The organism is Pseudoalteromonas sp. Bsw20308 (assembly GCF_000310105.2).
GTDB classification, from domain to species: Bacteria; Pseudomonadota; Gammaproteobacteria; order Enterobacterales; family Alteromonadaceae; genus Pseudoalteromonas; species Pseudoalteromonas fuliginea.
Genome location: NZ_CP013138.1, coordinates 535,069 through 556,747, shown reverse-complemented (window position 1 = coordinate 556,747; position 21,679 = coordinate 535,069). Strand labels below are relative to the sequence as shown.

Genomic DNA, 21,679 nt, shown 5'->3' with positions numbered 1-21,679 from the left:
CAAACCTCTTATGCGTACAGTGGGTTAAGTTTGTTAGTGTCGATGTTGAACTTTTTAAGTGCTTCAACAACTACTGACTTCTCAACTTCACCGCGTTTAGCAAGTTCAGATAACGTAGCAACAACAACGTAGCCCGCGTTAACTTCAAAGTGACGACGTAGGTTTTCACGGCTATCAGAACGACCGTAACCATCTGTACCTAGCACTTTGTAGTTGCTGCTTGGAATAAATGAACGCGCTTGTTCTGCGTAGTTTTTCATGTAATCCGTTGCTGCAACAGTCACAGAGTCGTTTAATACGCTTGTGATATATGCTGTTTTTTGCTCGCTTTCAGGGTTAAGCATGTTGAAACGTTCAACATCTTGACCTTCACGCGTTAATTCGTTGAAAGACGTTACAGAGAACACGTCAGACGCAATGCCATACTCTTCGCTTAGAATCGTAGCGGCTTTACGTACTTCAGTCATAATAGTACCTGAGCTTAATAGCTGTACGTTGGCTTTTTTACCTGCGTAACTTTCAAGCTTATAAATACCTTTACGAATACCTTCTTCAGCGCCTTCTGGCATAGCTGGCTGATGATAGTTTTCGTTCATAAGCGTTAGGTAGTAGTAAATATTTTCTTGATCATCACCGTACATACGACGAATACCGTCTTGTACAATAACTGCAACTTCAAACGCGTAAGTTGGATCATAAGAAATACAGTTAGGAACCGTATTAGCAAGAATATGACTGTGACCATCTTCGTGTTGTAAGCCTTCGCCATTTAGCGTTGTACGACCCGCCGTAGCACCTAATAAGAAACCACGTGCTTGTTGATCGCCCGCCATCCATGCCATGTCACCAACGCGTTGGAAACCAAACATAGAGTAGTAAATGTAGAATGGGATCATTGGCAAATCGTTAGTGCTGTATGAAGTTGCAGCAGCAACCCATGACGACATAGCACCTAACTCATTGATACCTTCTTGCAGTACTTGACCAGAAGTCGCTTCTTTATAGTAAGAAACAATATCGCGATCCTGCGGCGTATAGTTTTGGCCATGTGGGTTGTAAATACCAATTTGACGGAATAAACCTTCCATACCAAATGTACGCGCTTCATCGGCAATAATTGGTACGATGTTTTTACCAATGCCTTTATCTTTTAATAAGATATTAAGTGCACGAACAAAGCCCATAGTGGTAGAGATATCACGTTTTTGCTCTTCAAGTAGCGGCTTGAATGCGTCTACTTCTGGCAATGCTAGTTTTTCACTAAAACGTGGAATACGTTTAGGTGTATAACCTTTAAGTGCATCACGACGAGCATGTAGGTACTTGTACTCAGGTGAACCTTCTTCAAGCTCTAGGTATGGTAATTCTTTTAATTGATCTTCAGATACTAAGTCATCAAGGCCAAGGCGTGAACGTAAATGTGCAACATGCGACATGTCCATTTTTTTCACTTGGTGCGCAATGTTTTTACCTTCAGCTGCTTCACCCATACCGTAACCTTTTACAGTTTTAGCAAGAATTACAGTTGGACGACCTTTTGTTTCTTCTGCTTTTTTAAATGCAGCAAATAGTTTTGACGATTCATGACCACCACGCTTAAGCGCGAAAATTTCGTCATCTGTCATGTCCGCAACAAGTGCAGCTGTTTCTGGGTAACGACCAAAGAAGTTTTCACGTACGTACGCGCCATCTTTCGCTTTATATGTTTGGTAATCACCATCCACAGTCTCGTTCATTAACTGTAGTAATTTACCCGTTGTGTCTTTAGCTAGAAGAATATCCCAACCGCTGCCCCACACTAGTTTAATTACGTTCCAGCCAGCGCCTTTAAACAAGCCCTCTAGCTCTTGAATAATTTTACCGTTACCCATAACTGGGCCGTCTAAGCGCTGTAAGTTACAGTTAACTAAATAACAAAGGTTATCTAGTTTTTCACGTGCAGCAAAAGAAATAGCACCGCGTGACTCTGGCTCATCCATTTCACCGTCGCCTAAAAACGCGTAGACACGCTGATTTTTAGTGTCTTTTAAGCCACGACCATCTAAGTATTTTAAGAAGCGTGCTTGGTAAATTGATGAAATAGGACCTAAGCCCATTGATACCGTAGGGAACTGCCAAAACTCAGGCATTAACTTAGGGTGTGGGTACGATGGTAAGCCTTCGCCATCAACTTCTTGACGGAAGTTATCTAGCTGTCCAGCAGATAAACGCCCTTCAACAAATGCACGTGCGTAAATACCTGGAGAAATATGACCTTGGTAATAAACTAAGTCACCACCGTCTACATCATTTGGTGCTTTAAAGAAGTGGTTAAAACACACTTCATAAAATGCAGCAGATGATTGGTAAGACGCCATATGGCCGCCTAAGTCGAGATCTTTTTTAGATGCACGTAGAACGATCATAATCGCGTTCCAACGGATAATTGAACGAATACGACGCTCAAGATTTACATCACCCGGGTAAGCAGGTTCTTGATCTACAGGAATAGTATTAACGTAGTTCGTGGTAATACCCGTTGGCATATCAACGCCGTCTAAACGGGCTTGCTCTAATACTTGCTCAAGTAAAAACTGAGCTCGTTCAACACCTTCTTCGCGCACAACTGATTCAAGAGCTTGTAACCACTCTTGTGTTTCTAGCGCGTCTACGTCAATTTTATTGACTTCAGACATATGGAGGTTTCCTTATGTTTAAAATACGAATATTGTTAATTTAATATCACAGCTACTTAATGTGTGTTCAAAGTAATTATGTACTAACTTAATTTTGTTTAGTGCGTCTTAAACTACGTTCAATTCGCGAATGTTCTTTGCCTGCTTCAAGCAATGCTTCTTCTATAAATGCTAAGTGCGCATTACTTGCTAAACGGGCTTGTTCTGGATTACCGTCAATAACGGCATCCATTAATAAACGCCTGTGTTGGGCTAATTGACTGCTAATATCTGACTTTTTTAATAGAACAGTTAAATTTTGCAGTACATTTTGCTCAAGCAGCGCTTTCATACCTCTAACTAAATGCAATAACACGACATTATGCGAAGCTTCAGCCACACTAAAGTGAAATGCATTAATTGCTTTTGCTTTTTGCTGTAAATCATCATTAACTAAGGCAATTTCATCAAAGCTTTGCTTTACTTTGCTAAAATCGTTGCTGGTCCCGCGCAGTGCTGCGTAGTAAGCAGCAATCCCTTCTAATGCATGACGAAATTCAAGTAAATCAAACTGCGACTCAGGGTGTTTACTAATCAAATCAAAAAGTGGATCAGTAAGCCCTTCTTCGAGCTGATTTTTTACAAACGTGCCGCCACCTTGGCGACGCGTAACTAAACCTTTCGCTTCTAACTTTTGAATTGCCTCTCGCAGTGACGGGCGAGACACTTCAAATTGCTTTGCTAGTTCACGCTCTGGTGGCAACTTTTCACCTGGTGCTAACGAGCCTTCAAGAATCATGTTCTCAAGTTGCTGTAAAATAACATCAGATAATTTTGCTGCTTTAATCTTTAAAGACATGAATCAACGTCCGCGTTGTATAAATACCAAGAGCCCACAAAACGGGGCTTTAAGTCGTATGATTTACCCAAAAGGTAAATTGGTCATACCAAAAATTTTCAATACGGTATCAAAAAGCCTAATAGCTGTCAATTTACAGTGTATTTATACGTTGGCAGTAGCGTAACGCATTTTGAACGAAGATTAAACAATGCGCAATTTACAAAAAATTGTTATAACGTTAATAGGATAAAAACAATTGGTCTGACCAGATGGAATTAGAATATTAGCTCTATTTTATTGTGTTTAAAAATTGCAGGAAGAGATTAAAGCACCTTACATTGCATAAGGTGCTTTATTAAAAAGGTATTAACTTAAGACAGCCCACCAAATAATGTAAGTAGTGCTATAAGTACTAAGTAAAATAATACATTGCGCTTAACAAGCTTAATCATACAAGTGGCTTCGTAGGTACAGCCGTAATAACGCTTTTCAACTTGCTCTGCAGCCAGTGCAGTACATGTTACGACTTCTCGGTTTGGAGATTTAAAGTTAAGTACGTAACGTAGCCAACAGCTCGTGCCTTTATTAAAGTTACCTATTACTAAATAACCAAAGCTGGTAATACGTGCAGGTAACCAGTCGAGCCAAAACAATAGTTTATGTATAAGCTTAAAACGCTTAGCAAATATTACCTTATGATCTTCTCGTACTAAATCAGCTAAAGTACGTACTAATGCATATAAAACCGCACCTGGCGCGCCTAAAACAACAAACCAAAAAATAACCGCACAATAAAATCTAAAGTTTACCCACGCCAATGTTTGCCCAAAAGTCTCGCCACCATCTTGATCATCGGTACGCTTTTGACCTATTTGCAGTGCATATAAAGATGCTGCAGTACCATCGTCGCGCGTTAACGCATTTAAATACGATTTGTATAAAGCACGCTGCTTAGCACAACCAAAGCACACTAAAAGCACCGCGATATTAATACCCAACTGCCACAATACAAAATCTGACAAGCAATAAACTAGTGCTATAGCTATAACAGGGAGTGCAAGCCAAACTAAAAATCCCGGTGTTGAGCTAAATAAGCCCTTATCACCAAGTAATTTATTAGAGCGATTTAAATAACCATTTGCGTAATAACTTATTTGCCAATAATTAGACCGAGCACCTAGACGCTCAAGTATTAGTGCAATTATTATAGAAACCAAAATCATTGTAGTTACTCTCTTAGCTTGATTGCTCAAGCATATTTAAAAACAATTGCCAATTAAAGCTACTACCTGGGTCGGTTTTTCGCCCTGGAGCAATATCGCAGTGCCCCACAATACGTGAAGGCGTTATTTTTGGATAGCGTTGCATTATTGATTTGCTCAAAACAGCTAACGCATTATATTGCATTAAAGTATAAGGAGTGGTGTCAGTTCCTTCAAGCTCAATACCAATGCTAAAATTGTTACACGCCGCATGCCCTTCAAATTCAGATAAGCCGGCGTGCCATGCGCGCTTATTAAATGGCACGTATTGTAAAACATTCCCGGTGCGCTTAATAAAGCAATGGGCAGATACACGTAAATTCTTTAAGTCACTAAAACTCGGATGAGCATTACAGTTAATGCCACCCATAAATAACTCATCAACGAAAGGTGTACCAAACTGCCCTGCTGGCAATGATATATTGTGAATCACCAATAAAGAAATATCAGCCTCATCAGGGCGCTCATCAAAATGCGAACAAGGCCGCTGCACTACCGTACTTAAAACACCACTTAAATCTATTTTCATGATACGTTTGCTATATAAATATCAAGATATACATATCGCTGATGCTAAAGGATTTATTAAAACAATGATAGTAACAAGCGAGGTGTAAAACCTCACCTACAACATACACCAAACCGTAGGTGCAAATTTACGTCCGCTCATGTAACGTAGCTTGGGTGTTTAAAAAGCGAGGTGTAAAACCTCACCTACAACATACAGCAAACCGTAGGTGCGAATTTACGTCCGCTCATGTAACGTAGCTTGGGTTTTTAAAAAGCGAGGTGTAAAACCTCACCTACAACATACACCAAACCGTAGGTGCGAATTTACGTCCGCTCATGTAACGTAGCTTGGGTTTTTAAAAAGCGAGGTGTAAAACCTCACCTACAAATAATTTAAACCCACACGTAGGTGCGAATTTACGTCCGCTCATGTAACGTAGCTTGGGTTTTTAAAAAGCGAGGTGTAAAACCTCACCTACAACATACACCAAACCGTAGGTGCGAATTTACGTCCGCTCATGTAACGTAGCTTTTTAAATTAAAAGCGAGGTGTAAAACCTCACCTACAACATACATCAAACCGTAGGTGCGAATTTATTTCGCGCGCTTATCTTTATATCAGAACAAAGCCAATCGCTTCTCTTTCATCTACAAACATAGTAAAATTTTCTTAATTTATTAACGCTTATGAGCTTTGCTATGTCTATTTCGCACACCTTAATTAGTCAACTTGTTACTCTTGCACTCGACGAAGATTTAAATTACCAAACCGCGCAAGATGGCGATATTACCGCACAACTGATCCCACTAAACGAGCAAGCAAATGCCAAAGTAATAACGCGCGAAGACTGCGTTTTTTGCGGAAAAGACATCATCCTTGAAGTATTTAAACAAGTAGACCCGACTGTAAAAGTAGCCGTACTCGTAAATGATGGCGACGTAATTAAAGCAAACAGCACATTATTTACAGCCACTGGTTCAGCACGTTCAATATTAACTGCCGAGCGTACTGCACTTAACTTTGTGCAAACCTTATCAGGTACAGCGACTACTACAGCGCATTATGTAAAAGAGTTAAGTGGTACCACTACACAACTACTCGACACTCGCAAAACCATACCAGGGCTTCGCGCATTACAAAAATACGCAGTAAAATGTGGCGGTGGTGCAAATCATCGTATTGGCTTATTTGATGCGTTCTTAATTAAAGAAAACCATATAGCAGCCTGTGGCACAATTGATAAAGCAGTGGCTCAAGCAAAACTGAACCATCCTAATAAATCAGTTGAAGTCGAAGTTGAATCACTTCATGAGCTAAATCAAGCTATTCACGCTGGTGCTGATATTATAATGCTTGATAACTTTAGCATTGAGCAAATTAAGCAGGCAGTTACATTAACGCATAAACGCGCCAAACTTGAGGTCTCTGGTAATATGACGTTAGAAACACTCAAAACCTATTCTCAAGCTGGTGTTGATTTTATATCAAGTGGTGCACTTACAAAAAATTTACAATCAATCGATTTATCAATGCGTTTTGAATAAAAAACATGCTGAAAAAGGTTTAAGCATACCTAATTCATTGACATTTTAAATAATTGAGCATTTAATAGTAAAAAAGGACTACTCTTTAATATTTTGTTAAATAAAGTACCTTTAACATTAAATACGTATGCTAAATAACAATAAACAGTGCTAGACTCGCACTGTTGTATCAACTTATTTTATAAGTTCAGCCAAAATAGTTACTTGGCAATTTAGTTTAAAAACTAAATACACTAAATTATTTTATCAAGTGTCTAGTATTCATTGCTAACGTATAATTTGATTGATACAACGTAGTAGCACACAATGAATTTATAGCTTTTGTGGTCAAAAGCTCAAAAGTTAACGTGAAATAAAATTTTTTTAAGTAAAACTGTAAACTAAATCAGCTAAATTAAGTTAGGCAATTTTGCCGCTTATATGATTTAACCTACAAAAATCTATCCTTTAGGAGAGGAAACATGAAAACAATGACTCAAAAACAACAGGGTTTCACCCTAATTGAATTAATGATTGTAGTAGCAATCATCGGTATTCTTGCTGCAATTGCATTGCCTGCTTACTCAAACTATCAAGCTTCATCTAAATTAACAGCTGGCTTAGCAGAGATATCTGCTGGAAGAACAGGTTTTGAAGTTGCGGCAAATTCAGGCACTACCCCCACTATCGCCGAAGCGGGTTTACAAGCAAAAACAGCAAACTGCGACATAACAGTTACAGGGACAACAATTGAATGTGCGGTAATAAATGCACCCACACAAATTGGTAACGCGGCTAAAATCACTTGGACAAGAACATCTACTGGTACTTGGACATGTGCAACTACTGGTATTACTGCAGCGAATAAAGATTTAGCACCAAAAAGCTGTCCACAATCTTAATCATTTATTGATTTTTAAAAGCGCCTCAACGGGCGCTTTTTAGTGTGTAAGAATAAAAATTTATGAACCAAGTGAATATAATAAAAATATTAGTTATTAGTTTATTTTTTCTATTCACTTTGACTCCTTTAATACCAATAACCTCCTACGACTATCATAATCACCAAAGAATCATTCAAATATTTTTTTTGTTTGCTATAAGTCTATTATCAGTCCTCATTTTAATACGAAATAAAGGTGCTTCTATTGTTTCGTCATCAAATCGAAGAATCAAAGTCTTACCTCTTATTTTTATCGTTAGTGGCTGTTTGTCGTCGTTTATAAATAAAGAAACTAGCTTCAGTTTATTTTATACACTCCACATAAGCTTGCTTTTTATAACTCTGCAAAGTCTAAGTTCAATTAATAATAAAAAATCTATTTTGTTCATTATCTATGTGTTAGTAATCGCTCACACAAGCTTAATTTTAGTATGCCTACTCAATATAATTTTTACACTTTCTGAGCAACAACCTTTAAATCCATACATCATCTACTCTGGCTTTATTAACATTCGCTTTTTTAACCAAGTACAAGTGTTCATTCTTCCTTTCTTAGTGATACTTCTAAAATTTAAAAATATTCAGCGTATTGTATTTACTATTTTGTTTTTAAACTTACTGTTAATATTTATTGGCCAAGCTCGTGGCGCTTTACTCTCTTTTTTAGCTTTCTCAATTTTTGCTCTTGCTTTAAAAACAACATTAAGAAAACAAGTGTTTATTGCATTAGTCTGTTTGATATTAAGTTGTATTACTTTTTATGCTCTGGATTCATTAAATAAAGGTGGAGCCGAAATATTACGCACATCCACATCAGGTCGTGTTGATCTATGGTTAAATACTCTTTCAAGCTTATCTATAAAGCATTTATTTATAGGAAATGGTCCTGGAATATTTGAAATGTCACTTGGAAACTCTGCCCCTTTTAGCCACCCACACAATTCATTAATTGAAATTTTAAATGAGTGGGGACTAATCGCCCTTATATGTATTTTAACTGCTGTTTTTACAACCTTTAAGAAAGCTGTAACACATTTAAGAAGCCATAAAAAAGACGTCATTACTGAAAGCCTATTTTACTCATTTGCTATTGGCGTTATTTATTCACTATTTTCTGGTGTTCATGTAATGCCTGTTTCGCAAACATTATTATTCATAATGTGGGGATTGTTACTTGGAAGAATCAATAAAAGAAATGGCCCACTTATTTACATAAGTAAATGGGGAAAAGCTATTATTACTATTTTATTCATATTCGGTTGGTACTTTTATTTGCAACAGGCAATTAGCGTGTATAACAACATAGACCCTGATAGTGGCTATATTTATGGGCCTCGATTCTGGTCTGTCGGTCAGCGGGAATAAATCGTGAATAACTTTTCTATCAAGGATCATTTGTTTACGTTATGCTTCTCTTATAAAAGTCGATTTCATTAAAAGATCAAGCTGGATATTTTTATGGCAAAAAAACAAGAAGACAAGGGACTCGACATATTTCAGTGGGTCGGTGTTAGTGCTCGAGGAAAACGCCTTGAAGGTGAACTCGCCGGAAATAGTATCGCGCTAGTAAAAGCACAGCTTCGTAAGCAGGGTATTACCCCCTCAAAAGTTAAACGTAAGCCGAAACCTTTATTTGGTATTCAGAGTGTTCAAAAAATAACACCTAAAGATATCGCCTTGGTTACTCGCCAAATTGCCACTATGCTAATGGCTGGCGTACCCTTAATTCAATCTATTGAGATGATAGCTTCTGGCTCAACAAATAAAAGCGTTACCAAACTTATCTCAGCTGTAGGCGATGATGTAAAAGCTGGTCAGCCTTTGTCTTTATCACTTCGAAAATATCCACGTTATTTTGATGACTTATATTGTGATTTAGTTGAATCTGGCGAGCAGTCAGGAGCACTTGATAAAATATTTGATCGCATAGCTATTTATAAAGAAAAATCAGAAGCGCTTAAATCAAAAATTAAAAAAGCAATGTTTTATCCCATTTCGGTATTAGTTATTGCAGGCATTGTAACCTCGATATTATTAATATTTGTAGTACCACAATTTCAGGATATTTTTGCAGGGTTTGGGGCTGAACTTCCTCCATTTACATTATTCGTAATTGGTATTTCTGACTTTATGCAGGCTTATTGGTGGATGATTCTGATTGCGATAGTGGCTTTTGGCTGGACTTTTAAAGAAGCTAAATTAAGAAGCCTAAAGCTCAGGGATGCAACCGACAGAGCCATACTTAAGCTCCCTGTTATTGGCATGATTTTAAACAAAGCAGCTGTGGCACGTTATGCGCGAACACTTTCGACCACATTTGCTGCCGGTGTTCCATTAGTTGATGCACTTGATTCAGCAGCAGGTGCTTCGGGCAATGCAGTGTACCGTTATGCTATTTTAGATATTAAAGCAGAGGTTAGCTCAGGTAACCAAATGAACTGGGCAATGAGAAACTCAAAAATCTTCCCTGACATGGTAATTCAAATGGTTGCTATCGGTGAAGAATCTGGCTCGCTCGATGGTATGTTAGCTAAGGTCGCGACTATTTATGAGCAAGAAGTAGACGATGCTGTAGATGGCTTATCGAGCTTACTAGAGCCATTAATTATGGCTGTATTAGGTGTACTTGTTGGTGGTTTAATTGTTGCTATGTACCTCCCTATTTTCCAACTCGGTTCTGTTATTTAATTATTTGGTTTTTATATGCAAAGTATTGTAGAAGTAATGCAAAATGAGCTGTGGTTTTATCTAACCACCGTTGGCTTGGTTAGTTTATGTGTGGGCAGCTTTTTAAATGTAGTGATTTATCGCCTACCACTTATGATGCAAAAAGAATGGCAGAGTGAGTGCAGAATACTGTTAGAAGACGAGCTTAAAAATAGTAAAGCAATAAATAACGAGCAATTTAATTTAGTAAAGCCAAACTCAACCTGCCCAAAGTGCAAAACGGCTATTAAACCTTGGCAAAATATTCCTGTTATTAGCTGGTTATTTTTAAAAGGAAAATGTGCAAGTTGTAATAACCCTATATCAATACGCTATCCTGCAGTCGAAGCCATTACAGCAATATTAAGCTTATTTATTGCTTATACTATGGGCGCAAATGAACAAGCTTTACTGTATATATTGATTACTTGGGCATTAGTTGCACTAACCTTTATTGATATAGACCATATGCTATTACCCGATCAACTTACATTACCACTAGTATGGCTTGCTTTAATAGCGTCAATAATGGGCTATACCGTAGCGCCGAGCGATGCAATTATGGGGGCGGTTTTTGGTTATTTGAGCCTATGGAGTGTATTTTGGCTATTTAAGTTACTAACGGGTAAAGAAGGTATGGGCTATGGCGACTTTAAATTACTCGCTGTATTTGGTGCATTACTTGGTTGGCAATCACTACTTAGCATTATATTACTTTCAAGTGTTGTTGGCGCTGTTATTGGCATTGTATTACTCAGTATTCAAGGAAAAGACAAAGCAACCCCGATTCCATTTGGTCCTTACCTTGCCATTGCAGGCTGGATCACTATGCTATGGGGCACTGAATTACAAAACATTTATTTTAATTTAATTGGTTATTAAAATGAGTGAGCAAATAACTAAACTCTCTAGCAATAAAAAAAACAATTGGGTTTTGGGTTTAACAGGTGGTATTGGCTGCGGAAAAACAGCTGTTAGTGACATGTTTGAGGAACTTGATATAACCATTGTTGATGCGGATATTATTGCTCGCCAAGTAGTTGAGCCCAAGAGCTGCGGTTTAAATGCAATAATAACGCACTTTGGCAATACGTTATTACTTAGCGATGGCACGCTAAACAGAAGTGCCTTACGAGAGCGCATTTTTACTAACGATGCTGATAAACAATGGCTAAATAACTTGCTGCATCCTCTTATTCGCAAAAAAATAGTCGCTGATTTAAATGCCGCTAATAGTGCTTACGTGGTTTTAGTTGCCCCGTTATTATTTGAAAATGGTCTCGATAAGTACTGTAACCGAACCCTACTCATTGACGTACCTAAAAATGTCCAAGTCGAGCGCACACTTAAGCGTGATAATGTGAGCCTTGAACAAGTAAATAGTATTATTGCAACACAAATGTCTCGCGAAAATAAACGTAAAAAAGCAGATGATATTTTAAATAATGATAGGGATTTAGCGTTAGTCAAATTATCACTTCGGTCTCTACATACTCGTTATATGCAATTAGCATTAAAAAATGCGAGTTAGATAACCCGAACTCTGGATAATAAATCTATCTTAAGCTGTTACTTTCAGCACTAACTGCGTTGAAACATCTAGCTAGAGAAAACTAAATTTAAATATTATTATGGTTCAATATGTTAGTAAATCCCTTAATCAGAGTTCAGGTTAAGGAATTTAAAACAATAATATAATTTATAAAACAATATTTAGTTAGCAAAACTAGTCCATCTGATGAAGAGTAATATAATCTCCTTGTTTTTTCTGATAAATTGCTAATCATTAACGAATTAAGCAGGTGCGCAATGAATATTAACTCACCGTTACTAAGAAAATTTATTACCCTTGGCCGTATTGATGCAGATACCGTTAAAGTAAAACAACGAGATTTTGCCTCAACCGCCGAGCTTATTGCCAAATGTGGAAACATCGATAGCAAAGATTTAGCTGAGCAATGTATTGATTTATTTCGCGTACCTTATTTCGATTTAAAAGACTTTGAACCTGCAAGGATCCCAGCAGAACTTGTAAAAGAAAAGTTGATCCGTAAACACCATATTTTACCCTTGGTGCAAAAAGGTAGAAAAGTATACATAGCCGCGTCTGATCCGACCGATTATGGTGCGTTTGAAAACTATGAATTTAGTACCGGCTTATCCTGTGAAATAGTAGTAGTTGACTACATTGAACTTGATAAAAAAATTGACCAATTGCTTGATGCAACTGGTAGCTTAAATTTAAGTGATGACGAATTTAAAGAATTTGCTGATTTAGAGAGTGAAAACACTAAAGAAGCCACCCCAAAAGATGATGAAAAAGATGATGCACCTATCATTGTTTACATCAATAAAATCCTAATGGATGCCATTAAAAAAGGCGCCTCTGATTTACACTTTGAACCTTATGAGCATAAGTATCGCATCCGTTTTCGTATTGATGGTATTTTGCATGAGGTAGCCAGCCCGCCTAATACTTTAGCGACAAAACTTTCTGCACGAATAAAAGTAATGTCACGCCTAGATATTGCCGAAAAACGTAAACCACAAGATGGCCGTATAAAGCTAAAAATTACTGAGCGTAAAAGTATCGATTTTCGTGTAAGTACAATGCCGACCCTGTGGGGGGAAAAAATAGTAATGCGTATTCTTGATTCATCAAGCGCAATGCTAGGTATTGATGTATTAGGCTACGAGCCGGAGCAGAAAAAACTCTATATGGATGCGCTTGCTCAGCCTCAAGGGATGATTTTAGTTACAGGACCAACGGGCTCGGGTAAAACAGTATCACTTTACACTGGTTTAAATATACTTAATCAACCAGAGCGTAATATTAGTACCGCAGAGGATCCTGTCGAAATTAATCTCGAAGGTATAAACCAAGTACAAATTAATATTAAAGCCGATATGACCTTTGCAAATGCATTACGTGCATTTTTACGCCAAGATCCTGATGTCGTCATGGTAGGTGAAATACGTGACCTCGAAACAGCTGAAATATCAATAAAAGCGGCGCAAACAGGTCACTTAGTACTATCAACTCTGCATACTAATTCAGCACCTGAAACGATAACTCGGTTATTAAATATGGGCGTACCAGCTTATAACGTAGCAAGTTCAATTAGTTTGATTATAGCCCAGCGCTTGGCTCGACGTTTATGCCCTAAATGTAAAACACCGGAAATATTACCAAACGAAGAACTTACCCGCCAAGGTTTTAGCGAGCAACAAATTAGTGAAATGACCCTCTATGCGCCTAAAGGATGTGATAATTGCACTGATGGTTATAAGGGTCGTGTCGGTATTTATGAAGTAATGCAAATAACACCAGAGATAGCACAAATTATAATGCGTGGCGGTAATTCATTAGAAATAGCAGAAGTATCACTTAAAGCAGGATTTAATAACTTGCGATTATCAGGTATTCGTAAAGCGGCTGATGGAATGACCTCTCTTGCTGAAATTAATCGAGTAACAAGTTTTTAAAGATCCATAGTTAAAAGCGACAAGGTTCTGAACACTAAATTCAGAGCCTTACTTATACCTAGAGACTCATATCTAAGTAATGTAAAATGCAAAAAAAGATTGTAGAGAGTAAATTATGCCTACTATTGTAAACTGCCCAACCTGTAAAGCTAAAGTTGAGTGGTCAGAACAGAGCCCACATCGGCCTTTTTGTTCTAAACGCTGCCAACTAATTGATCTTGGTGAGTGGTCGTTTGAAAATAATAAAATTTCAGCGCCAATTACATCAGCACAAGAGTTTAGCCAAGATATGATTGAAGATATTGAAGCTATGATGGCCAAAAATGAAGATGACTTTTTTAAATAATTTATCTCCATAATGCCCTAAATACAAAAACCAGCATTACGCTGGTTTTTTAGTATTTACAAAAAAGTAAAATTAACTTTTTTGTTTACGGTGCTTTTTATTCATACGCTTTTGCATTTTAGCAAACTTCTCTTTTTGCTCAGCGTTAAGCACTTGCATTACTTGGTGTTGTGTTTTTAGTTTAATTAAACCAAATTGCTCACCTTTTGCATGACGTTCATTTAATAGCTCTTTTGCTGCATTTTCGTCAAATGTTGCAACCGAAAGTAATGCATCCATTTTTGCTTTGTGCGCTTCACGCATCGCTTTACGGGCTTCTTTATCGTCGCCACGCAGTGCTTTCATTTGTGTTTTTTGCGCTGCAAAAATAGCCTTTAGCTTAGTTTGCTGCTCATCTGTTAGGTTTAATTTTTCAACGCCGCGCTCAGAAAGTAAAAAACGAGCTTGAGAATGACCTTGTTTATGCCCGTCAGCTTTAGCCATAACACTACCGGCACCAAGTGTTGCTGTTGCCAGGCCAAAAACAAGTATTAATTTAGAAAGTGTATTTAATTTAGTCATAATCATTACCTTAATTATTTGGTTTAACTATTGGTTCAATTTGTGTGGTTGCGACTGCTTAATCAACTAAGTTAACTATACCTAACTCAATGCAAAGTAACGCAAAGCAGTGTAAAGGTTGTGTAAAGATTCACTTTTGCACAATTTAGTGGGTAAAATAACGCCATAAGCAACTCTAAGGGTTTGTAAATGAAACTATTAATGATTGACGACGATACCGGCCTTTGTGAGCTATTAAGTGAATATTTAACTGCCCAAGGTTTTGAAATACAAAGCGTACATGACGGTGAACAAGGTCTTAAGCTCGCGCAAGTAAACGATTATGCGTTAATACTACTTGATGTGATGCTACCAACTCTAGATGGCTTTGAAGTACTCAAGCAACTTAGACAAACAAAATTAACGCCGGTAATAATGCTTACAGCAAAAGGGGAAGATTTCGATCGTATTTTCGGATTAGAACTTGGCGCAGACGACTATATCCCTAAACCATTTAATCACCGTGAGTTACTTGCGCGTGTTAAAGCGATTACACGCCGTATAGAACATATTAATAGCTTTAACATTACTACCAGTAATAAGTTACAGGTTAATGGGATCACTGTTAACTTAGCCGCTCGAGAAGCGTCTGTTAATGATCATACACTTACATTAACAGGCACCGAATACGAAATACTAGCCCTTTTAAGCAAAAATGCAGGCGAAGTAGTCAGTAAAGAACTCATAAGTGAAGAGGTACTTGGCCGTCGCTTAGCTTCCTTCGATCGCTCTATTGATATGCATGTAAGCAATATCCGTAAAAAAATAGCTGAGCATATTTCAGGCGAGCGAATCAAAACAATGCGAGGAACAGGTTATGTCTTTATCCAAGGAGAATAAAGTAGGCTCTTTGTCTTGGCTTAAACATCCTGGGCATTACTTATTCTTTAAAATATTTATATGGTTTTGGCTAACTATAATAGGCACGATTACAGCACTGGTTTTCTTAAGCAACATTACGGCAATCAACGCCGTTAGTAACGAGCCATTACACGGTCCGATGGAAAAAAACTTACTCTATACAGCCAAAAGTATAGAACGCTCTGTTGTAAAACATAAGCGGACACTGAGTGATATGTTGTCTCACCCACGCTTATCTAAACGTAAGTTATTATATTTAAGTGCTGAGCAACAAGAAGACTCATTAACAAATAAAGAAGTCCCGAATGACGTTGATTTGAGCCTACTTAATTTTACCAAGACAATGTCACCGCAAATTATTTTTACTGAAAAGTATCAAGCATTTGGCCCTATTCAAATTACAGTACCCTCGGGCAACTTTTACTTGTATGAAATAGACATAAATCATCAGCCACCTTTGTTCCTTCGCTTAAAGCTTATGCCTGGATGGATGAAAGTTTCTATCGCCATCATCGCTTCTCTAATTTTAAGCTTTTTATTTAGTCGTAACTTAATTGCCCCTATAAATAGCCTAAAAAAAGCAGCTGTTAAATTATCTGGTGGTGATTTAAGTGCTCGAGCGGCCATTTCAGTAAGCAGAAAAGATGAGCTCGGTATACTCGGTCGTGATTTTAACAGCATGGCTAATCAATTAGAGCAATTAATTAGCTCGCAAAAACGCTTACTTGCAGATATATCACATGAGTTACGCTCACCTCTTACCCGCTTAAAAATGGCAACGGGCCTTGCTCAAATGCAAGCAAATGAAGCGAGTCAGTCCTATTTACTGCGCATAGAAAAAGAAGCGAATCAACTAGACAAAATGATTGCTGATGTACTGCAAGTGTCTCGTTTAGAGGCGAAAAGTCAGGCACTTTCACTTCAACAACAATCATTGCAAATTATAATTGACCATGTGCTTAACGACGCACAATTTGAAGCAAAACAAAACAACAAGCAATTACAGATTATGGGAAGTGCAGACATTAGTGTTAACTGTGATGAAACACTAATTGCCAGCGCACTTGAAAATTTACTACGCAATGCGATTAAATACGCCAATAGCACTATTAGCATTACTCTAAAGCATACTGATGCCATTTATATAGAAATATGTGATGATGGACCTGGAGTCCCTAATAACCAACTTAATAAGCTCTGTGAACCATTTTTTAGACAGTCAGATGCGCGAGACCGAGTTAGCGGCGGTACGGGGTTAGGCTTGGCAATTGCCAAAAATGCAATTACTGCACATGGTGGCAACTTAGTATTATCGAATAAAGAACAAGGCGGCTTATGTGCAAATATAACGTTGCCAATAATTAAAGAGTAAACAATGTTTTATAGTAGTGAGAACGAGCTTAAAAGTAACCAACCGGCCATTAGTAACTTTTATGATAATACACTGACAAAATCTTATTTAAATACACCTTATGGACAACTTTTTTACGCTTACGCTATCCCAAAAAATCCACACATTGCGATTGTTATTAGCTCAGGTCGTATAGAGGGCTTAGAAAAATATAAAGAGTTACTATGGGAACTTTATAATAATAATTATGCGGTGTTTATAATTGATCATCAAGGCCAAGGTCGTTCTTACAGGCATTTAAAAAACAAGCACAAAGGCTACGTAAAGCGCTTTGAAGATTATGCCGCCGACCTTCATTTATTTAATAAAGAAGTTGTAGATAATTATTGGCAAGGTAAAAAGGTATTAGTCAGTCACTCAATGGGGGGGGCTATTGCATTTGATTATCTTGCACATTTTGAACACACTTTTAGTGGCGCGTTTTTATCTGCGCCAATGCTCGACATTTACACCAAAGGCACACCAAAACCTTTAGCTAAATTAGTCGCAAGTACTGCAACATTACTTGGCTTTCAATACAGCTATGCGCTCGGACAAACAGATTATACGCCTGATGAGTTTGCTATAAATACCCTGACCAGCAGCCCAATACGTTACGAACTATTTAGGAAAGCCTATAAACAAGAGCCTAAATTACAACTTGGTGGTGTGACTTATGGTTGGCTACACACTACTTTTGCATTTATTTCATCCGTGAATAAATTAACGGTTAATATTCCACTTTATATTGCCAGTGCTCAAAATGATGAAATAGTTGATAACAGTGCGCAATATAAACTGGCAAACAGGCACGAAAATACAATACTTGAGAGCTTTGCCGACGCTAAACACGAACTATTTTTTGAACGCGATGAAATACGCCAACCACTGCTTAAAAGCTTATATCAGTTTTGTGAATCTGTGACGATTTAATAGCTAATTGTGTTAAATTTTATTGTAATAGTGCAATTTAATTCGTTAAATTGCTCAAAGATTTATACAGGTTGGCATTACAAATCAATATGCTAAAAATCGCTTAATCCGAGTTTAAGTTAAGCACCGACAATGGATCGAGGTGGATCAGAATATCGACCTCAGATTCAAACTCTTTGGTTATCAATACTTCTACTTCATCAGCCACGTTATGCGCACGAATCAAACTTAAATTGTCATCAAGCTCTAAGTGCATTTGAATAAATTTTATCTTACCGCCTTGGCGAGTACGAATGCCATGTACGCCATGTACATCAGCATGCGCTTTAGCTATTTCAAATATGCTTTGCTTTTCGTCATCTGGCAGCTCTTTATCCATTAAGTGATCGGCACTATCTCTGGCTATTTCCCAGCTGTTATAAAGTAAGTAACCCGCTACGCCAATAGCAAAAACAGGATCTGCATACAACACGCCATAATAAGCTAACAAAATAGCTAACAGCACAGCAGCGTTTAATATTAAATCGCCTTTGTAATGTACTGAATCAGCTTTTATTGCGATTGAATCGGTGTACTTAATCACTTTATTTTGTACAAATACAATAACCAAGGTACACGCAATAGCAAAAATGCTAACCCACACGCCTAATAAAGAATGACTGAGCTGTATTGGGTTAAATAATCGCTCAATACCATGAAATGCCAGTAAACAGCCTGAACCTGCAATAAAAGCGGCTTGCCCAAGCCCTGCTATAGCTTCAGCTTTGCCGTGACCAAATCGGTGGTCATCATCAGCTGGGCGCAGCGCATAACCTAAAACTAAAAAGCTCATTGCAGTAGCCGTTATATCCATTAACGAATCGGTTAGTGAGCCAAGCATTGATGCTGAACCCGATGCAAGCCACGCCCACGTTTTTGCAGTAATCATTAAACTAACCATTATCATGGTAACAATACTAGAAGTTTTAACCCAAAATTCGTAACTGCGGTTGTGCACGTTTTTATCCGTTAATAGGTGTATTCAATAAAGAGAGTATATCATTTTTTTAAAAGGTTTCGTGTATACTGAAAATCGTTAAACTACTGATTATTTAAAAGGCTTATTATGCTGGATATCGTTTTATACCAACCTGAAATTCCTCCTAACACTGGTAATATTATTCGTCTGTGCGCAAACACAGGCTATTCACTGCATTTAATTGAGCCCTTGGGTTTTGAATGGGATGATAAACGTGTAAAACGTGCAGGCCTTGATTACCATGAATTCAGCCATGTTCAACGTCACGCTTCATTTGAGGCATACCTAGAAAAATGTAAGCCTAAAAAAGTATATGCATGTACTACTAAAGGTAGCCAGTTTCATCATCAAGCAAGTTACGAAGCTGGCGATTGCCTTGTATTTGGTCCAGAAACACGTGGCCTTCCTGATGATATGATCCAAGCCCTACCAAATGAGCAACGTGTTCGTATTCCTATGCAAGCAAATAGTCGTAGTATGAACTTGTCAAACGCCGTGGCTGTATTTGTTTATGAATCTTGGCGTCAATTGGGCTTCCCTAACGCACAATAACTAATGCACTTACTAATATTGTAAGCCAAGGTATGGCTCTTAGTTTAAATGAGCTCTAAATTAAAGCCCTTGGCTACACTATCAGCTAATATATGCAGTTATCAGAAAATACAACAAACTTAAAATGTTGAACTACAAAATTACAGCCCAGGAATAAAAGCAATAACCTATCTTCGGCTGCGTATTATCTAACCTGAACTTACTTACAATAGGCCCATTATTGGCGTGCAAATTCACCTTGCTTTCACTGCAAATCCCTTGCTATAGAAAAATAAATTAAAATATCATTATTGTTCAATATATTAGTAAATCCCTTAACCGGAATTCAGGTTATCTGTATGCATCTCATTTAAACCGCCCCAAAATAAAGACTATCCTGTATCAAATTAACATTCATTTTTTACTATACAGTTCTCATAATCATAATTATTGAACTAAGCTCAATGTCATACAATTATTTAATTACATTGAAACTCTATGAAAAAAATATTTCTTTGCTCACTTATTTTATGCTCTACATCGAGTATTGCTGCTACATCAGCGACAGTTACCTTAGCATCTGATTACTTATTCAATGGTGTAAGTCAAACTCAAGAAGACCCGGCTTTACAAGCAAGTTTTGATTGGGCCGGAGACTCGGGATTGTATGCCGGAATTTGGGGCTCTAATGTCGACTTTGGTGAAGGCACTAATATAGAAGCCGATGGCTACATTGGCTATTACACAAGCTTAGCAGACTCGATTAATCTAGATATTGGTATTGCGCAATATACTTACCATGGTGAAGATTTTAGCTCCGATTATAACTACGCTGAAACTTACGCCAAATTCAATTATGGCAACACTAACCTTAACTTTTGGTACGCATGGGATTACTTTGCTACAGGGGCTGGGCATAGCATCATTATGCTGACGCACAACGTTCCGATTAATGACGTTTTTTCAATTGATATAGGCGCCGATTACTCTATGAGTTTCGACGATGACAAGTGGGAATGGGAGCCTGGTGATGATAATTATATGCATTGGCGTATAACTGCAAACTATACTTGGAATGAGTGGAATTTTACTGCTGGTTATGAAGACACAGATTTAGAAACGTACGGTGATGCAACTTTACTAGCAACCGTTTCAAGAACATTTAACTTCTAAGGGTTTATAAATGAAAACCACATTATTCTTTCTTTTACTTACTTTTTCTAATTTTATAGCTGCTGAAACAGTTTATTTAACATCCTTGGCTTGGCCTCCTTATTCAGATAAATCATTAGAACAACAAGGAGCATCAGTCGCAGTCGCAAAAGCAGCATTTAAGGCCGAAGGACATGAGCTTATCGTAGATTTTTATCCTTGGTCACGTGCCGTTAACTCTGCTTCACAAGCAAATTCTAAGTATGTCGGCTACTTTCCAGAATATATGCATGAAACATCGGATTTTGTTTTTTCTGATGCAACAGGGACTGGACCTCTGGGGCTGCTACAAAATAACGCTAAACCAATTGCCTATTCATCGGTGGGAGACCTTAAAGGTAAACGTATTGGTGTTGTACAAGACTATGTTAATACAAAAGAACTTGATGACATGATTGCCTCTGGCACAATTAAAGGAGACGCAGCTCCTTCTGATGTATTAAATATTAAAAAAGTAGCTGCGGGGCGAATTGATGCTGCAGTAATAGACGCAAACGTACTTAAGTACTTACTGGATACCGATAAATCGCTATCAGCACTAAAAAATAAGGTAGCAATGAACACAACATTATTAGAAGATAAAAAACTATACATTGCCTTTAGAAATGATACTGAAGGGCAAAAATGGCAGAAAATCTATAATCAGGGGCTTACAAAAATAGATGTAAACACCATTATGGCAAATTATCTTAAGTAATTTGGACTTTGAATAGTAAATATATCCCAAGCAACTATTTTCAACATTAACCTCGTTGAATTTAGTTGCAACGAGCCAGCTATTAACGCGTAAATTCGCTTTGCTCTCCTAAAATACCTGGACAGAAAAATAAATGAACTATCGTTCAAAACGTTATCAACAACT

20 protein-coding genes are annotated in these 21,679 nt (G+C 37.6%); 14 read left to right on the top strand and 6 right to left on the bottom strand.

Going from position 1 to position 21,679, the window contains the following annotated elements; genetic code table 11:
• Positions 1-8: 8 nt before the first annotated feature.
• The 4 genes from aceE to ampD form a co-directional block, all read right to left on the bottom strand.
• A complete protein-coding gene (gene aceE, locus D172_RS02350; RefSeq protein WP_007378723.1) occupies positions 9-2,675 on the bottom strand; it encodes a pyruvate dehydrogenase (acetyl-transferring), homodimeric type in 2,667 nt (888 codons plus the stop codon).
• A gap of 88 nt (positions 2,676-2,763) precedes the next feature.
• Positions 2,764-3,513, bottom strand: coding sequence for a pyruvate dehydrogenase complex transcriptional repressor PdhR (pdhR, locus tag D172_RS02345; RefSeq protein ID WP_002957764.1), 750 nt, complete (start codon positions 3,511-3,513; stop codon positions 2,764-2,766).
• 353 nt (positions 3,514-3,866) lie between these two features.
• The gene (gene ampE, locus D172_RS02340) at positions 3,867-4,718 is read right to left on the bottom strand and encodes a beta-lactamase regulator AmpE (RefSeq protein ID WP_007378722.1); all 852 of its coding nucleotides are present in this window, start codon (positions 4,716-4,718) and stop codon (positions 3,867-3,869) included.
• A gap of 13 nt (positions 4,719-4,731) precedes the next feature.
• On the bottom strand, positions 4,732-5,286 hold the full coding sequence (gene ampD / locus D172_RS02335) for a 1,6-anhydro-N-acetylmuramyl-L-alanine amidase AmpD (RefSeq protein ID WP_007378721.1): 555 nt from the start codon (positions 5,284-5,286) through the stop codon (positions 4,732-4,734).
• Between the two features lie 680 nt (positions 5,287-5,966).
• On the opposite strand from ampD, the gene nadC reads away from it, so the two are divergent.
• From nadC to yacG, 8 genes are all read left to right on the top strand, one after another.
• Positions 5,967-6,812, top strand: a complete 846-nt coding sequence (gene nadC, locus D172_RS02330; protein ID WP_033023262.1) for a carboxylating nicotinate-nucleotide diphosphorylase — start codon at positions 5,967-5,969, stop codon at positions 6,810-6,812.
• A 461-nt stretch (positions 6,813-7,273) separates the two neighbouring features.
• The gene (locus D172_RS02325) at positions 7,274-7,693 is read left to right on the top strand and encodes a pilin (RefSeq protein ID WP_007376055.1); all 420 of its coding nucleotides are present in this window, start codon (positions 7,274-7,276) and stop codon (positions 7,691-7,693) included.
• A gap of 62 nt (positions 7,694-7,755) precedes the next feature.
• Complete coding sequence (locus D172_RS02320) at positions 7,756-9,099, top strand: O-antigen ligase family protein (RefSeq protein ID WP_007376054.1); 1,344 nt, start codon at positions 7,756-7,758, stop codon at positions 9,097-9,099.
• Between the two features lie 93 nt (positions 9,100-9,192).
• Positions 9,193-10,422, top strand: coding sequence for a type II secretion system F family protein (locus D172_RS02315; RefSeq protein ID WP_007376053.1), 1,230 nt, complete (start codon positions 9,193-9,195; stop codon positions 10,420-10,422).
• A 15-nt stretch (positions 10,423-10,437) separates the two neighbouring features.
• Positions 10,438-11,322 (top strand): prepilin peptidase, encoded by an 885-nt coding sequence (locus D172_RS02310; RefSeq protein WP_007376052.1) that lies wholly within the window; start codon positions 10,438-10,440, stop codon positions 11,320-11,322.
• A gap of 1 nt (position 11,323) precedes the next feature.
• Positions 11,324-11,971 (top strand): dephospho-CoA kinase, encoded by a 648-nt coding sequence (gene coaE, locus D172_RS02305; protein WP_007376051.1) that lies wholly within the window; start codon positions 11,324-11,326, stop codon positions 11,969-11,971.
• A gap of 278 nt (positions 11,972-12,249) precedes the next feature.
• Positions 12,250-13,926, top strand: coding sequence for a type IV-A pilus assembly ATPase PilB (gene pilB / locus D172_RS02300; protein ID WP_007376050.1), 1,677 nt, complete (start codon positions 12,250-12,252; stop codon positions 13,924-13,926).
• Between the two features lie 115 nt (positions 13,927-14,041).
• Positions 14,042-14,272 carry a DNA gyrase inhibitor YacG gene (gene yacG / locus D172_RS02295; protein WP_007376049.1) on the top strand — a complete coding sequence of 77 codons (231 nt, stop codon included), beginning with the start codon at positions 14,042-14,044 and terminating at the stop codon, positions 14,270-14,272.
• A gap of 72 nt (positions 14,273-14,344) precedes the next feature.
• On the opposite strand, the gene D172_RS02290 is transcribed toward yacG, so the two are convergent.
• A complete protein-coding gene (locus D172_RS02290) occupies positions 14,345-14,833 on the bottom strand; it encodes a periplasmic heavy metal sensor (protein ID WP_007376048.1) in 489 nt (162 codons plus the stop codon).
• A gap of 189 nt (positions 14,834-15,022) precedes the next feature.
• On the opposite strand from D172_RS02290, the gene D172_RS02285 reads away from it, so the two are divergent.
• From D172_RS02285 to D172_RS02275, 3 genes are read left to right on the top strand one after another with little or no spacing between them, the layout of a single operon-like run.
• Positions 15,023-15,712 carry a response regulator gene (locus tag D172_RS02285; RefSeq protein ID WP_007376047.1) on the top strand — a complete coding sequence of 230 codons (690 nt, stop codon included), beginning with the start codon at positions 15,023-15,025 and terminating at the stop codon, positions 15,710-15,712.
• Complete coding sequence (locus D172_RS02280; protein WP_007376046.1) at positions 15,690-17,105, top strand: ATP-binding protein; 1,416 nt, start codon at positions 15,690-15,692, stop codon at positions 17,103-17,105. Before D172_RS02285 ends, D172_RS02280 begins: the two co-directional genes overlap by 23 nt.
• A 3-nt stretch (positions 17,106-17,108) precedes the next feature.
• Positions 17,109-18,056 carry an alpha/beta fold hydrolase gene (locus tag D172_RS02275; RefSeq protein ID WP_007376045.1) on the top strand — a complete coding sequence of 316 codons (948 nt, stop codon included), beginning with the start codon at positions 17,109-17,111 and terminating at the stop codon, positions 18,054-18,056.
• Positions 18,057-18,159: 103 nt separating this feature from the next.
• Here D172_RS02275 and D172_RS02270 read toward each other — a convergent pair whose 3' ends face one another.
• Positions 18,160-19,002, bottom strand: coding sequence for a cation diffusion facilitator family transporter (locus D172_RS02270; RefSeq protein WP_081824583.1), 843 nt, complete (start codon positions 19,000-19,002; stop codon positions 18,160-18,162).
• 159 nt (positions 19,003-19,161) lie between these two features.
• Between D172_RS02270 and trmL the strand changes: the two genes are divergently transcribed.
• The 3 genes from trmL to D172_RS02255 all read left to right on the top strand — a co-directional run bounded on the left by trmL (position 19,162) and on the right by D172_RS02255 (position 21,514).
• Complete coding sequence (trmL, locus tag D172_RS02265) at positions 19,162-19,626, top strand: tRNA (uridine(34)/cytosine(34)/5-carboxymethylaminomethyluridine(34)-2'-O)-methyltransferase TrmL (RefSeq protein WP_007376043.1); 465 nt, start codon at positions 19,162-19,164, stop codon at positions 19,624-19,626.
• Positions 19,627-20,103: 477 nt separating this feature from the next.
• Positions 20,104-20,778, top strand: coding sequence for a TorF family putative porin (locus D172_RS02260; protein WP_007376042.1), 675 nt, complete (start codon positions 20,104-20,106; stop codon positions 20,776-20,778).
• A 10-nt stretch (positions 20,779-20,788) separates the two neighbouring features.
• The gene (locus D172_RS02255) at positions 20,789-21,514 is read left to right on the top strand and encodes a substrate-binding periplasmic protein (protein ID WP_007376041.1); all 726 of its coding nucleotides are present in this window, start codon (positions 20,789-20,791) and stop codon (positions 21,512-21,514) included.
• Positions 21,515-21,679: the final 165 nt, after the last annotated feature.

Coding starts and splice junctions, on each gene's coding strand:
- aceE (WP_007378723.1), bottom strand. CDS start 2,675: ATGTCTGAAGTCAATAAAATTGACGTAGACGCGCTAGAAACACAAGAG.
- pdhR (WP_002957764.1), bottom strand. CDS start 3,513: ATGTCTTTAAAGATTAAAGCAGCAAAATTATCTGATGTTATTTTACAG.
- ampE (WP_007378722.1), bottom strand. CDS start 4,718: ATGATTTTGGTTTCTATAATAATTGCACTAATACTTGAGCGTCTAGGT.
- ampD (WP_007378721.1), bottom strand. CDS start 5,286: ATGAAAATAGATTTAAGTGGTGTTTTAAGTACGGTAGTGCAGCGGCCT.
- nadC (WP_033023262.1), top strand. CDS start 5,967: ATGTCTATTTCGCACACCTTAATTAGTCAACTTGTTACTCTTGCACTC.
- D172_RS02325 (WP_007376055.1), top strand. CDS start 7,274: ATGAAAACAATGACTCAAAAACAACAGGGTTTCACCCTAATTGAATTA.
- D172_RS02320 (WP_007376054.1), top strand. CDS start 7,756: ATGAACCAAGTGAATATAATAAAAATATTAGTTATTAGTTTATTTTTT.
- D172_RS02315 (WP_007376053.1), top strand. CDS start 9,193: ATGGCAAAAAAACAAGAAGACAAGGGACTCGACATATTTCAGTGGGTC.
- D172_RS02310 (WP_007376052.1), top strand. CDS start 10,438: ATGCAAAGTATTGTAGAAGTAATGCAAAATGAGCTGTGGTTTTATCTA.
- coaE (WP_007376051.1), top strand. CDS start 11,324: ATGAGTGAGCAAATAACTAAACTCTCTAGCAATAAAAAAAACAATTGG.
- pilB (WP_007376050.1), top strand. CDS start 12,250: ATGAATATTAACTCACCGTTACTAAGAAAATTTATTACCCTTGGCCGT.
- yacG (WP_007376049.1), top strand. CDS start 14,042: ATGCCTACTATTGTAAACTGCCCAACCTGTAAAGCTAAAGTTGAGTGG.
- D172_RS02290 (WP_007376048.1), bottom strand. CDS start 14,833: ATGACTAAATTAAATACACTTTCTAAATTAATACTTGTTTTTGGCCTG.
- D172_RS02285 (WP_007376047.1), top strand. CDS start 15,023: ATGAAACTATTAATGATTGACGACGATACCGGCCTTTGTGAGCTATTA.
- D172_RS02280 (WP_007376046.1), top strand. CDS start 15,690: ATGTCTTTATCCAAGGAGAATAAAGTAGGCTCTTTGTCTTGGCTTAAA.
- D172_RS02275 (WP_007376045.1), top strand. CDS start 17,109: ATGTTTTATAGTAGTGAGAACGAGCTTAAAAGTAACCAACCGGCCATT.
- D172_RS02270 (WP_081824583.1), bottom strand. CDS start 19,002: ATGATAATGGTTAGTTTAATGATTACTGCAAAAACGTGGGCGTGGCTT.
- trmL (WP_007376043.1), top strand. CDS start 19,162: ATGCTGGATATCGTTTTATACCAACCTGAAATTCCTCCTAACACTGGT.
- D172_RS02260 (WP_007376042.1), top strand. CDS start 20,104: ATGAAAAAAATATTTCTTTGCTCACTTATTTTATGCTCTACATCGAGT.
- D172_RS02255 (WP_007376041.1), top strand. CDS start 20,789: ATGAAAACCACATTATTCTTTCTTTTACTTACTTTTTCTAATTTTATA.